We start from the raw sequence: 14,696 nt of genomic DNA, 5'->3' as shown, positions 1-14,696 counted from the left end.
GGCAAATCAGAAAGGCGCGTCGCCCTGGATGGTGGTGCGATACAGCTTGCGGCGCAGGTGGCTGGGGCATCCGGCGGCGAGGTGGATCAGCGAGCGGTTGTCCCAGAACACCAGGTCATGCGGCTGCCACTGATGGCGGTAGATGTTTTGTGGCAGCACGCTGTGGGCGTAGAGCTCGGCGAGCAGCTGCTGGCTCTCGTCATACGGCAAACCGACGATGCGGGTGGTAAAGCCTTCGCTGACGAACAACGCCTTACGGCCGTTTTCCGGGTGCGTGCGCACGATCGGGTGGACCACTTCGGCGACTTGCGCCAGTTGCTCTGGCGTCAGGGTCGGGCGCCAATTACCTTCGAATTTGGTTTCGCTGTAGCGCGCGGTATAGGAGTGCGCAGCGGAGCGGCCTTCAACCGCTGTGCGCAACGCGTCGGGCAGGTTGTCCCAGGCTTTGTGCATGTCGGCGAACAAGGTATCGCCGCCCTCGCACGGCAGCTCCTGGGCGTGCAGCATCGAGCCCAGGCTGGGCAGTTCTTTATAGGAAAGGTCGGAATGCCAGAACTTGCCGGCGTCACCGAGACCGATGGATTGGCCGTTTTCGATGATGTTGGAAACGATGAGAATTTCCGGGTGGCCGGTCAGCAGGAATTGTTTGAGCACGTGGATCTGCAACACGCCGAATCGACGGCTGAAAGCGATCTGCTGCTCGGGGGTGATGCGCTGGTCGCGGAACACTACGACGTGATGATCCAGGTGCGCGCGATGGATGCGCGCGAAGTCCTGGTCATTGATCGGGATAGACAGATTGAGGCCGATGATTTCGGCACCGACGGCGCCGCTGAACGGGCGGATGTCGAAGGTTTGTGGCGCGATGCGGTTGGTAGCAGAAACAGCTGACATAAAAATCACTCCCACGCACGGCACGCTCAAGGGCGCGCGCGTCGATCAAGAAACTCACGGAGGTCCCGTGTTGGTTCGTGTCGTGCGGCGCGCCGATTGGTCGGCAGGTACGCAGGAGAGTGACTTTATAGGTATAAGAATTGAAATTTAAATACCGTTAGTGAATAACGATATGGCTTTTGAATTGCGCTGCTCTTGAGGCTGCCTTCGCGAGCAAGCCCGCTCCCACACTTAACCTGAGTCACACACAGACCTAATGTGGGAGCGGGCTTGCTCGCGAAGGGGCCATCAGCCTCACTAAAAATTATCGCTCGTGCAACGCCTCAGCCCGCGCCCGAATAATCGGCTTGAGCAAATAGCTGAGCACCGACTTCTTGCCGGTGATGATATCCACCGACGCCACCATCCCCGGAATGATCAGCAACGGCTTTTCATCTGTCCCCAGGTGACTGCGGTCGGTGCGCAGCTTGATGATGTAGTACGTGGTCTTCTTGTCTTCATCGGTGATGGTGTCCGCGCCGATTTGCTCAAGCTTGGCCTTCAACCCACCGTAGATGGTGTAGTCGTACGCCGTGAACTTCACCGTTGCCTCTTGCCCCGGGTGCAGGAAGGCGATGTCTTGCGGGCGAATTTTCGCCTCGACCAGCAAGGTGTCGTCCAACGGCACGATTTCCACCAGGTCACTGCCCGGCTGGATCACGCCGCCAATGGTGTTCACCAGCAGCTTGTTGACGATGCCGCGCACCGGCGATGCCACCAGCGTTCGGCTGACCCGGTCTTCCAGCGCTTTGCCGGTGGCCTGGGCCTTGTTCAGATCGGTGCGTGCTTCGTTGAGTTGAGTCAGGGCTTCGCTGCGGAATTTACCGCGCGTCTCGTCAATCTTGCGCTGCACTTCCTTGATCGCCGATTCGGCGCGAGGGATCGCCAGTGTCGTGGCATCCAGTTGTCCGCGCGTTTCGACTTCGGCACGCCGCAGGCGCAGCACTTCAACCGGCGACACCGCGCCCTGGGCCACCAGCGGCTCGGACATGTTGATTTCCTGACGTTGCATGCTCAGCTGCTGGCGATACTGCGACTGCTTGGAGGTGAACTCACGCAGCTCTTGCTGACGCTGGATCAACTGCTCCTGCAAGCCACCGATTTCATCGTGCAGTTGCTGACGACGGCTGGTGTACAGCGACTCTTCGCTAGCCGCCTGAACGGGCACGGCTTTGAGCACGTCCGCCGCGAAATTCAGCGGACGGTCGTCGACTTCCGCGCTCAGGCGTTCGACGCGCAGCAGCATCGACAAGCGATCCGCTTCGGTCTCGCCGACGTTGGAGGCGAAGCGTGTATCGTCGAGGCGAATCAGCGGCGCACCGGCCTCGACGATCTGCCCTTCTTTGACGAACAGCTCGGAGACGATACCGCCCTCAAGGTTCTGGATTTTCTGGATCTTGGACGACGGAATCGCCTTGCCGTCGCCCTTGGTGACCTCATCGATCACCGCGTAGTTGGCCCAGAGCATCAGGAACACGAAGAAGGCGATGATTGCCCAGATCGTCAGTCGCACCACGCGCGGGGCGTCTTCGATGAGGGCTTTGTTGACCTCGGGCAATGGCTGGCCATGCAGCGAATCGGAGCCTTTGAAGTAACGGCCGATCGAATTTTTGAACCCCGACTTAAGCAACACTGATCTGCCCCTTCTTCAACGCTTCCATCACGGCGACTTTCGGGCCATCGGCAAGAATTTGTCCACGGTCGATGACGATCAAGCGATCCACCAGCGATAACAGCGAAGCCCGGTGCGTGACCAGCACTACGGTTTTACTTTCCACCACCGCCGCGAGGCGTTGCTTGAGGCGTTCTTCACCGGTGTTGTCCATGGCACTGGTCGGTTCGTCGAGCAACAGAATCGGTGGATCAAGCAACAGTGCCCGGGCCAGTGCGACATTCTGGCGTTGACCGCCGGACAGGTTCTGGCCGCGCTCACCGACTTGCAGTTCATAGCCTTGGGGGTGCAGACGGGCAAATTCGTGCACGCCGGCCAGTTCAGCGGCTTGCAGGACCAATTCGTCTTCGACATAACGCGCGCCCGACACCAGGTTGTCGCGCAAGGTGCCGGCCAGCAGCTGGATGTCTTGCGCTACGTAGCCGATGTTGTGGCGCAACTCGCTGACGTCGATCTGACGGATGTCGACGCCATCCACCAACAGCGCGCCGTCGTCCGGCTGGTACAGGCCCACCAGCAGTTTGGCCAGGGAGCTTTTACCCGAGCCGCTGCGACCGATGATGCCGATTTTTTCGCCCGGCTTGATGGTCAGGTTGATGTTCTTCAGCGCCGCGTTCTGCTGGTTCGGGTAGGTGAAGTTCATCTGCCGACACTCGATGGCGCCCTGCAGCACCTTGCGGCTCAGCGGGCGCTCTTCGAAATTGCGCTCTTGCGGCAGCTCCATCATTTGATCGACCGAGGTCATGGTCACCCGTGCTTGCTGATAACGCGTCAGCAGGCCGGACAGCGACGCCAGCGGGCTCAGTGCGCGACCGCTGAGCATGTAGCAGGCGATCAAACCGCCCATGCTCAGGTTGCCGGCGATGATCTGGTACACGCCGAAGACGATCATGATCACCCCGGCCAGTTGCTGGATCAGCAAGGTGATATTCATCGCCAGACCGGAGAGCATTTTCACTCGCAGCTCGAGGCGGCTGAGGGTGCCGATGGTCTGTTCCCACTGATACTGGCGTTCGCTTTCGGCGTTGTTGACCTTCACCGCGTCAAGGCCGGCGAGGGTTTCGATCAGGCTCGACTGACGCTCGGCGCCGAGGGCCATGGTTCGTTCCATGGTCGCCACCAGCGGTTTCTGCAAGGCGTAGCCGATCAGCAAGGCAATCGGGAACGCCAGCACCGGAATCCACACCAGGTGCCCGCCGAGGATCGCGATGACCAGGAAGATCAGCAGCGTAAACGGCAGGTCGATCAGGCTGGTCAGGGTCAGCGAGGCGAGAAAGTCGCGCAGGCTCTGAAACTCGTGGATGTTCTGGGCGAAGCTACCAACCCGCGCCGGGCGGTACTTCATGGCCATGCCGACAATGCGCTCGAACAACGTGGCGGAGATGATCAGGTCGGTTTTCTTGCCGGCCAGGTCCAGGCACAGGCTGCGCAGGCTCTTGAGGATCAAGTCGAACAGGTAGGCACCGGTAATGCCGATGGCCAGGACCCACAGGGTCGATTCAGCCTGGTTCGGCACCACGCGGTCGTAGACGTTCATCACGAACAGCGGTGCGGCCATGGCGATGATGTTGATCAGAAAACTGGCGGCGATGGCGTCGGCGTACAGCCAGCGCGACCGCTTGAGGGTGTCGCGGAACCACGAACGCGCACGCGGGATCAGCGTGCCGTGGTTGACGTCGAATTTGTGCTGCGGTTGCGCGAAAAACACTTTGCCGGTGTAGTCGTCGGCGAGCAGTTCGCGGCTGACCACGCTTTCGCCGCCATCGCTTTCGCTCAGCAGCACCCGGGCCTGGTCATCACCGTGCCAGCCAAGCAGGACCGCACTGCGGCCATCCTTGAGCAACAACAGGGCCGGCATCGCAATCGCCGGGATCTGCTCAAGCTTGCGTTGCAGCACCCGACCTTGCAGACCGGCGCGAGCGGCGGCGCGAGGCAGCAGCTCAACGCTCAGGCGTTGTTTGGGCAATGGCAGGCCGGTGGTCAACATCGCGGCGCTGGCTGGCTTCTGATGCAGAGTGCACAGGGCTAGCAGACCATCCAGTAACGGATCGTCATGCTGCGCGCGTGGATCATGGATGTGCTGAACCCGACTGACTTCTGATTCCACGCTCGACACTCTTGGCTAACGATAAAAAGGGAGGACTCAATTCATCCCGGGGAGCTGACCCTGGCTTCACGTCGTTCTGCACAACGGATGCCAACGGTGCGACCACTCCCTGGCTTTTGAGCAACCGGCTCATGGTCGCCTTGAATCGGTATTGAGTAAATAACTGAATGTTTCTGATCTCGGCGGCTTGTTGACGCACCCGTTCGCTGCACGACGAAAAACCGTCAACAGCCATTGGCGAGAAGCACTGGCGCGACGCCTGCGGAGCAAAATTTTCCGGTGATTATGGGTCGATGCTGTCCGCGTGGTGACGCTATCAGTGTCTCCATAACAATTACCGCCCAGCAGATCGCCACTTGGAAAGTATCCCCAATTGGCCGTCATTAACCGATAATCCGCGCCCAACCGACTATTAACACCTGCCTGGACTTCCGGATGGACTTCCAGTGCCCGTCGCATGGCCTGTGCAAAGCGCTGTACCTGAACAAAACCAGTGCCTGAAGCGATGAGTGAAGCCATGAAGCACTGCAGACGAACGGTTTCGATTTCCCTGAGTTACTTGTCGTGAATCACGGCGAAACATACGTACGCATCGGAAAATGAATACGCGCATTACCGTATGTCGGAAAGTTGAAAATTTGAACCGAATCACACTCGGCAAGACCCTTCGTCACTCAAATATCAATGTGACATTACTGGGACGAGTGTTTAGGATGGCACCTGCAAGGTCAATAGTTTGGCATATAGTCAATAGCGAAAAAGCATAGCCAATTTATTGACGAATGTCCGCGTCAAACTTGCGTCTATTCTTGTTTTAAACGTACGCCCGGACAGGGCTGGCCGAGTGCCGTCATGCCCCTGTAAGTCACCTGTGCAAGTCAACTGAATGTTCCACCCGGAGAGTCTTCAATGAGCAGTGTTGTTGCCATCGTCAAAAGCATTGTCGGTCAAGTTTTCGCGGTGTCCCCAGAGGGCGTCCGTCGTGTACTCGTTGAAGGCGATCGGTTGCTTGTGGGCGATCAGGTAGACACGGGGGCAGCGGGCGCCGTAACGCTCGAACTGGCTGACGGCCGGACCCTGGACCTGGGGCGCGACACTCAATGGAGCGCCAGCGCTCCGGCCTCCAGCACCGACCTGGCAGAGGCCACCGCACAGGCCGCTCCATCGGTTGAAGAATTGCAGCAAGCCATCGTCGCCGGCGCCGACCCGACCAAAGACCTTGAAGCCACTGCGGCGGGCCCTACGGCTGCCGGCACGGGCGGCGCGGCAGGTGGCGGTCACAGCTTCGTGATGCTGGATGCCACCGCTGGCCGGGTGGACCCGACCGTTGGTTTCCCGACGGCGGGTTTTGGCACCAGCGCATTAGCGGCACAGAACCCCCTCGACGGACAAATTGCCAACAACAACCCGACCCTGCAACGTGAGTCGACCCTGAGCCTGAGCGCCACGCCGACCATCACCGAAGCCGGCGGCGTACTCGTTTACACCGCGACCCTGACCCAGGCACCGCTGACCGACCTGAGCATCACCTTGTCCAACGGCTCGGTGATAGTGATCCAGGCCGGCCAACTGACTGGCACCGTCAGCGTGCCGCTGGCGCCGAACGACACCGTTTATAACGACCCGACCCAGATTGATGTGACCGTCACCGGCACCACGGGCGGCAACGGCATCATCGTCACCCCGCCGACGACCCCGGCCGTGACTCAGGTCACCGACACAGTCGACACCACCACGGTTTCGCTGACCGCAGGCGCCAGCGTGACCGAAGGCGGCGTGATCACCTACACCGCGACGCTGACCAATCCGGCTCAAACCCCGGTAACCATCACGCTGTCCAACGGTTCGACCATCACCATCGACGCCGGCAAAACCACGGGCACCGTTAACGTGCCGACTGCGGCCAACGACGTCTATAACAATGGCAGCACCGTCACCACCACGATTACCGGTGCTACCGGTGGCAACTTCGAAAACCTGGTCCCGAGCACCACGCCGGCGGTCACCACCATCACCGACTCCCGGGATGACACCGGCCTGAGTCTGTCGGCATCGACCGAAGTGGCCGAGGGCGGACAGATTCTGTACACCGCGACCCTGACCCATCCGGCCGGTACGCCAGTCACCGTGACCTTGAGCAACGGCGCGGTCATTACCATCGCGGCGGGCGCGACCACCGGCAGCGTGAGCGTCCCGGCACCGGCAGATGATGTCTACAAAGACGCTGGCAAAGTCGAAGCGACCATCAAGGACGCCACGGGCGGCAATTTCGAAAATCTGGTCAAAGACCCGGCTGCCGCCGTGACCAGCGTCACCGATACCCTCGACACCTCGACCGTCACCCTGACCGCCACCAGCAGCGTGGCCGAGGGCGGCACCGTGGTTTACACCGCATCGGTCGGTGCTCCGGTCACCGGTTCGCCCGTCATCGTGACCCTGGCCAACGGTCAAAGCATCACCATCGACATTGGCAAAAGCAGCGGCACCGTCAATGCCGTGGTCTCGAACGATGTGGTCAATGGTCACGCACCGGTCACCAACTCGATCACCAGCATCAGCGGTGGCAATTACGAAAACCTGGTCGCCGACAAGACACCGGTCAGCACCAGCGTGACCGACACCGTCGACACCACCACCCTATCGCTGACAGCTACCGGCAACGTCAACGAGGGTGGCTCGATTGTTTACACCGCGACCTTGACCAACCCGGCCGGCACGCCAGTGACCGTCACTCTGAGCAACGGCGCGACGATCACCATCGATGCCGGTAAAACCACCGGCACTGTCAAAGTCGATGCGCCGAAGGACGACGTCTATAAAGACGCCGGCAAAGTCGAAGTCACCATCAAGGATGCTACTGGCGGAAACTTTGAAAGCCTGGTCACCAACCCGGCGCCAGCCGTGACCAATGTGGCTGATACCACCGACACCACACGCCTGACCCTCAGCGCGGACACCGCGGTACTTGAAGGTTCGCACATTACTTACACCGCGACCCTGACCCACGCCGCGCAAACCCCGGTAACCGTCACGCTCAGCAACGGTGAGACCATCACCATTGCCGCGGGCAAAACCAGCGGTTCGGTGACCATCGCGGCGCCAAGCGACGACGTCTACAGAGACACCGGTTTGCTCAGCGTGAAGGTGACCGACGCCAGCGGCGGCAACTTCGAGAACCTCGTCGTCAGCCAGGCACCCGCCATCACCATCGTCTTTGACACCATCAACACCACGTTACTGTCTCTGTCAGCCAGCCACACCGTCAGCGAAGGTGGCCAGATCACCTACACCGCCACCCTGACCAACCCGACAGACACAGCCATGACCGTGAAGTTGAGCAACGGCGCGGTCATCCAGATCGCCGCTGGCGCTTCCAGCGGTTCGGTCGACATCGCCGCACCGGCTGACACACCGTACGTCGATGGCGGCAAAGTCGCGGCGATCATCGTCAGCCAAAGCGGTGGCAACTTCGAAAACGTCGCGGTCAATTACGCGCCAGCGGTGACCACCGTTGCCGATACAAAAGACACCACCGGCCTGACACTGAGCGCCACTCCGACGGTCGCCGAGGGCGGCTCGATTGTCTACACCGCGACCCTGACGAATGCCGCTGGCTCCGCCATGAGTGTGACGCTCAGCAACGGCGCCGTGATCAACATTGCCAAGGGCGCCACCACCGGCTCGGTGAACTTCGCCGCGCCCAAGGATGATGTGTACAAGGACGCCGGCAAAGTTGACGCCAGCATCACCAAAACCACCGGGGGCAACTTTGAGAACCTGGTGGCCGACAAGACGCCAGCCGTCACTAACGTGACCGATACGATCAACAACAGCACCGTATCCCTGACCGCCACGGCCCACACCGTCGAAGGCGGGACCGTGGTCTACACCGCGTCCGTCACCGCGCCAGTCACCGGCTCGCCGGTCGTCGTGACCTTGTCCAACGGCCAGACCATCACCATTCCGGTCGGCGCCAGCAGCGCCCATGTGAACGTCAAGGCGCCCAACGACGCCCTGGCTGGCGGCGCGACGCTGAGCGTGAAAATCGACGGCACCACCGGTGGCAACTACGAAAACCTGGTGGCCAATAAAACGCCGGCGGTCACTTCAGTGACCGATGTCAAAGACACCACCACCGTTAGCCTGACCGCCACCGATTCCGTCGCTGAAGGCGGCTCGATCGTTTACACCGCCAAACTGACCAACGCTGCCGGTACACCCGTGACCGTCACCCTGAGCAACGGCGCGGTGATCAACATCGCGGCGGGGGCGACCACTGGCTCGGTGACCGTCAAGGCACCGGCCGATGACGTCTACAAAGACGCCGGCAAAGTCGAAGCAACCATCAAGGACGCCACGGGCGGCAACTTCGAAAACCTGGTGAGCAGCCCGGCAGCGGCGATTACTGAAGTCACTGACACGATCAACACTTCGACCGTCAGCCTGACCGCAACGCCTGCCACGACCGAAGGCGGCAACGTGGTGTACACCGCGTCCGTCACTGCACCGGTCACTGGCCAGGCCGTGGTCGTCACCTTGGCCAATGGTGAAAAAATCACCATCGCGGTCGGTGAAAGCAATGCCTCGATCACCGTCAAGGCGCCGAACGATGCGCTGGTCGGTCACGAACCGCTGATCAACTCCATCAAGGAGGTGACCGGTGGCAACTTCGAGAAGCTGGTCGCCGACACAACGCCGACCTCGACCGCCATCAGCGATACCGTGGACACCACCAAGGTGACCATGACCGCCAGCGACTACGTGGTTGAAGGCGGCACCATCACTTACACCGTCAACCTCAGCAACGCCGCCGGCACTGACATGACGGTCAAGTTGAGCAATGGCGAGAGCGTCGTGATCAAGGCCGGCGACAAGTCGGGTTCCATCACCGTTCCGGCGCCGGGCGATGACGTCTACAAGGACGGCAGCAAGATCACCGTCGGCATCGCCAGCACCACTGGCGGTAACTTCGAAAAGCTCGACGTCAGCCAGACCACGCACACCACCACCGTCAATGACACCCTCGACACCACAACGCTGAAACTCAGCGCAGACGTGAGCACCGTCGGCGAAGGTGGCCAGATCCTCTACACCGCGACCCTGAACCACCCGGCTGACACGGCGATGACCGTGACGCTGAACAATGGCCTGGTGATCAACATCAAGGCCGGCGAGTCCAGCGGTTCGGTGCCGTACACCGTGCCGAATGACGTCTACACCGGCGCACCGGTTGTCCGCGCAGCGATCGCCGACAGCACCGGCGGCAACTTCGAAAAACTCGACACCGACCGCTCCGCCGTCGTCACCAAAGTGACCGACACCGCCGACACCACCAGCCTGACCTTGAGCGCCAGCGGTTCGGTGCAGGAAGGCGGGCAAATCGTCTACACCGCGACCTTGTCCAATGCCGCCGGCAGCGACATGACCGTGAAGCTCAGCAACGGCGCGATCATCACCATCCTCAAGGATGCCGTGTCCGGCCACGTCAGCGTGGACGCACCGAAAGACGACGTGAACCTGGACGCCGGCAAAGTCACCGCCAGCATCGATGAGGTCAGCGGCGGCAAATTTGAAAGCCTGGTGCCGGACAAGTCGCTGGTGTCCACCGACATCACTGACACCCTCAACGACGTGGTCGCCAAACTGACGGTGGATAACACCAGTGTCACCGAAGGCGGCAAGATCACTTACACCGTGACCCTGACCAACGCCGATGGCTTGCCGGTCAACAATCACGGTGACCTGACCTTTACGTTGACTGACGGCACCGTGGTCAAAGTTGCGGCCAACCAAACCAGCGGCAACACCGTGGTGACCACCCAGGACAACCACATCGTCAACCAGCCGGTGACGGTGGTTAATCAACTGACGGGCGTCTCGGGTACCAGTAACTACGAAAACCTGGTACTGAGCACCGACAAGACCAGCGTCACTGTCCTCGACAACGACCACGCGCCAGTGTCCGTTGGCGGTGCTGTCACTGGGCTCGAAGATTCGACGATCACCCTGAGCTGGAATGACTTCAAGGTCACCGACGTCGATAACGACAGCCCGCTCGGCATCACAATCACCCAGGTATCGGGCGGTGGCACCTTGCTGTTCAACGGGGTGCAGGTCACCTTGGGCCAGACCATCAGCCAGGCGGATATCGCGCTGGGCAAACTGACCTTTGTACCCGCCGCCAATGAATCGGGCGCCGATGGTTACGGCGGTACCGGCGTTGGTAACAAGGCGTCGGATTACGCGCAGATCCAGTTCAAACCTACCGACGGCTTCAACCAGGGCGCGGAATCGACCTTGAAAGTCGACATCACCCCGGTAGCTGACGCGCCAACGCTGAACGTCGCCGGCAACAACGTAACGTCGACAGGGTTGATCAAGGAAGTCTGGACCGGTCTGTCGGGCCTGGGCACCGATGGCAATGGCGCCGCTACGAACACGCTGAAAAGTGTCATCGATGGCGCGGGCACGCCGAATTCCAGCAGCACCGTGACCAACGTGCAATCCGGTGGCGATGTGGCCCAAGGCACCGCGTCGAAAACCTCCGGCCTGATGTATCTCGAAGCCGGCAAGACTTACACCTTCAGCGGCACCGGCGATGACAGCTTGCTGGTGACCATTGGTGGCAAGAACGTCGCGGCCACTACGTGGGGCGCAGGTGCCAACCTGAACGGTTCGTTCACCCCGTCCACCAGCGGTTACTACACGCTGGACATCTACCACCACAACCAGAGCGGCCCGGGTAACTACGACGTCAACCTGTCGGTCAACGGCAGCCCGGCGATCGATCTGAGCAGCGCTGGCGTGCCGCTTTATACCGGCGTGGCGGATCTGGCCGCTTCCGGCGTGACCGTGTCCGATTTGCACGGCAGCAACGGCGAAGGCTACTACGACGGCTACAAACTCAACACCGGCGCCGAAGGCACCAGCATTCACCTGTCCGCCATCAACACGGCACTGACCGACACCGACGGCTCCGAAAGCCTGAGCGTGAAGATCAGCGGCATTCCGGCGGGCTCGATACTCACTGACGGCGCGGGCCACACCTTCACCGCGACCGCGACGTCCGGCGAAGCCAACGTCACTGGCTGGAACCTCGGTTCTCTGACCGTGACTCCGCCGGCGACCTACAACGGCCAGTTCAACCTGACCGTGACCTCGACGTCCACCGAGACCCTCGGCGGTTCGGCGCCAAGTACCGCGACGATCCCGGTCACGGTATACCCGCCGGCCGCGATCAGCGAAGTGGTCGCAACCCTCACGGTGGATAACACCACCGTGGCCGAAGGCGGCCAGATCACTTACACCGTCACCTTGGCCAACAAAGACGGAATCGCCATCGATAACCATGATGCGCTGACTTTCAAGCTGACTGACGGCACCCTCATTACCGTTCCGGCCAACAGCACCAGCGGCTCCGCAACCGTGGTCGCCCACGACGACGTGTACAACGGTGGCCAGCCTTCGCTGGTCAATAAGCTGGAAACTGTCTCGGGTGGTAACGGGAAGTTCGAGCCGACGCTGGATAAAACTCAGCTGACCACCACCGTCACCGACGAACCTTCGGGTCAGGGTGACCAGACCACTGTTGGCATCAGCGGCACGACATCGGTGGATGAAGGCCACGCTGCGCATTACACACTGACGCTGAGCAACACCGCTCAGACTGAAGTGACGGTCACTTTGAAATACAGCGGCACCGCGACCAATGGCGTGGACTACAACGGTGTGGTCACCGTCAAGATTCCCGCCAACAGCAATAGCGTCGGTTTCGACATCAACACCCTTCATGACAAGCTGGCCGAAGGTACCGAGAACTTCAAAATCGCCATTGATTCGGTCAGCGGCGGTAACTTCGAAAACCTGGTGATCGACTCGGCCCACAAAGATGTCAGCACCAACATCACCGACCACGACCACGCCCCAGTGGCAGTCGGCGGCGCTGTCACCGGTGTCGAAGATACGGCCATCACCTTGGCCTGGGACAACTTTCACGTCACCGACGTCGATAACGACAGCCCACTCGGCATCACCATTACCCAGGTTTCGGGCGGTGGCACCCTGCTGTTCAACGGTGTGCAGGTCACCTTGGGCCAGACGATCAGCCAAGCGGATATCGCGCTGGGCAAACTGACCTTTGTGCCCGCGGCCAATGAATCGGGCATCGACGGTTATGGCGGTACCGGCGTAGGCAACAAAGCGGCGGATTACGCGCAGATCAAGTTCACGCCTACCGACGGTTTCAACCAAGGCACTGAAGCGACGGTGAAAATAGACATCACGCCGGTGTCTGACACGCCTACCCTCACTGTCAACAGCAACGCCGTCACCTCGACGGGCCTGATCAAAGAAGTCTGGACCGGCCTGTCGGGCCTGGGCACCGATGGTAATGGCGCCGCTACGACCACGCTGAAAAGTGTCATCGATGGCGCGGGCACGCCGAATTCCAGCAGCACCGTGACCAACGTGCAATCCGGTGGCGATGTGGCCCAAGGCACCGCGTCGAAAACCTCGGGCCTGATTTACCTCGAAGCCGGCAAGACCTACACCTTCAGCGGCAGCGGCGATGACAGCCTGCTGGTGACCGTTGGTGGCAAAAACGTCGCGGCCACCACGTGGGGCGCGGGGGCCAACCTGAACGGCTCGTTCACCCCGTCCACCAGCGGTTACTACACGCTGGACATCTACCACCATAACCAGAGCGGCCCGGGCAACTATGACGTCAACCTGTCGGTCAACGGCAGTCCGGCGATCGACCTGAGCAGCGCTGGCGTGCCGCTGTACACCGGCGTGGCCGACCTGACCCATGCTGGCGTGACGGTTTCCGACCTGCACGGCAGCAATGGCGAAGGCTACTACGACGGCAACACGTTCAATGTGGGTGCCGAAGACACCAGCATTCAACTGTCTGCAATCAAGACAGCACTGACCGACACCGACGGTTCCGAAAGCCTGAGCGTGAAAATCAGCGGCATCCCGGCAGGCTCGGTACTCACCGATGGCACGCCGGGCCACACCTTCACCCTGAACGGCACCGGCACCTTCGGCGAAGCCAATGTCACAGGCTGGAACCTGGCCACGCTCAAACTGACACCGCCGACGAACTTCAATGGCGACATCAACCTGACCGTAACGGCCACCGCCCAGGACGGCACTGCCGCTCCAGCCAGTACCTCGGCGCCACTGGTGGTGCACGTCACCCCGGTCGATGACCCGAGCGTCCTGACCCAGGACACCAACACCGTCGCGGAAGACCATGCGGCCACCGGCAACGTGCTCGAAAATGACCACGATATTGACAGCACGCTGAGTGTCGCCACATTTACCGTACAAGGTGTCACCGGTTCCTTTAACGCGGGTCAAAGCGCGCCTATTGACGGTGTCGGCAAGGTGACAATCGGCGCCAACGGCGACTACACCTTCACCCCAGCGGAAAACTGGAACGGCAACGTGCCGACCGTCACCTACACCACGAACACCGGCTCCACCAGTACGCTGAACATCACCGTCACGCCGGTCAACGACGCACCGACCGTCAGTTCCACTTCCGCCCACGGTGATGAAGATCATTTGATCGCCGTGCATCTGGGCGGCAATGACATTGACGGCAGCATCGACCACTTCACCCTGACCAGCCTGCCCGCCAAAGGCAGTTTTTACGCGGACGCCGCCGGGACCATTGCGTTGACCACCAGCAGCGCGATCTCCGCAACCGGCAACGGCGCAACGGTTTACTTCAAGCCCACTCCCGACTGGAGCGGCACCACCAGCTTCACCTACAACGCGACCGACAACGGGGGCCTGCCTTCCGCGTCTTCGGCGACCGGGACCATCGTCGTCGCCCCTGTAACCGATACCCCGAGCCTGTCACTGACCGGTGGCGGGACAGTCATCTCGACTGACCTCCAGGAAGTCGCGCTGAACAGTGCCTATGGTGACGTCGGTGTCGGCAAGCTCGGCAACGGCGCGTGGCACACAGACAAC

Annotated in this window: 4 protein-coding genes and 4 pseudogenes; 3 read left to right on the top strand and 5 right to left on the bottom strand. The window is 60.9% G+C overall.

Features of this window, described 5'->3' with window-relative positions:
* Nucleotides 1-6: 6 nt before the first annotated feature.
* The 5 genes and pseudogenes from EAH78_RS30425 to EAH78_RS32220 all read right to left on the bottom strand — a co-directional run bounded on the left by EAH78_RS30425 (nucleotide 7) and on the right by EAH78_RS32220 (nucleotide 5,231).
* A complete protein-coding gene (locus EAH78_RS30425; protein ID WP_140671862.1) occupies nucleotides 7-894 on the bottom strand; it encodes a TauD/TfdA dioxygenase family protein in 888 nt (295 codons plus the stop codon).
* Between the two features lie 304 nt (nucleotides 895-1,198).
* Complete coding sequence (locus tag EAH78_RS30420) at nucleotides 1,199-2,566, bottom strand: HlyD family type I secretion periplasmic adaptor subunit (RefSeq protein WP_140671860.1); 1,368 nt, start codon at nucleotides 2,564-2,566, stop codon at nucleotides 1,199-1,201.
* Complete coding sequence (locus EAH78_RS30415) at nucleotides 2,556-4,712, bottom strand: type I secretion system permease/ATPase (RefSeq protein WP_140671858.1); 2,157 nt, start codon at nucleotides 4,710-4,712, stop codon at nucleotides 2,556-2,558. Before EAH78_RS30415 ends, EAH78_RS30420 begins: the two co-directional genes overlap by 11 nt.
* Nucleotides 4,713-4,748: 36 nt before the next feature.
* Nucleotides 4,749-4,905: pseudogene (locus EAH78_RS33500) on the bottom strand (TolC family outer membrane protein); the annotation flags it as partial.
* Nucleotides 4,842-5,231, bottom strand: coding sequence for a hypothetical protein (locus EAH78_RS32220; protein WP_161599714.1), 390 nt, complete (start codon nucleotides 5,229-5,231; stop codon nucleotides 4,842-4,844). The pseudogene EAH78_RS33500 and the gene EAH78_RS32220, both read right to left, overlap by 64 nt.
* A 390-nt stretch (nucleotides 5,232-5,621) precedes the next feature.
* On the opposite strand from EAH78_RS32220, the pseudogene EAH78_RS33495 reads away from it, so the two are divergent.
* The 3 pseudogenes from EAH78_RS33495 to EAH78_RS33485 all read left to right on the top strand — a co-directional run.
* Nucleotides 5,622-6,422 (top strand): annotated as a pseudogene (locus tag EAH78_RS33495) (retention module-containing protein); the annotation flags it as partial.
* Nucleotides 6,414-14,213: pseudogene (locus EAH78_RS33490) on the top strand (beta strand repeat-containing protein); the annotation flags it as partial. The pseudogenes EAH78_RS33495 and EAH78_RS33490, both read left to right, overlap by 9 nt.
* Nucleotides 14,208-14,528, top strand: a pseudogene (locus EAH78_RS33485) (Ig-like domain-containing protein); the annotation flags it as partial. The pseudogenes EAH78_RS33490 and EAH78_RS33485, both read left to right, overlap by 6 nt.
* Nucleotides 14,529-14,696 lie beyond the last annotated feature (168 nt).

Origin of the sequence: Pseudomonas arsenicoxydans (genome assembly GCF_006438915.1) — a bacterium.
GTDB classification, from domain to species: domain Bacteria; phylum Pseudomonadota; class Gammaproteobacteria; order Pseudomonadales; family Pseudomonadaceae; genus Aquipseudomonas; species Aquipseudomonas arsenicoxydans_A.
This window is presented reverse-complemented; position numbering and strand designations above follow the sequence as displayed.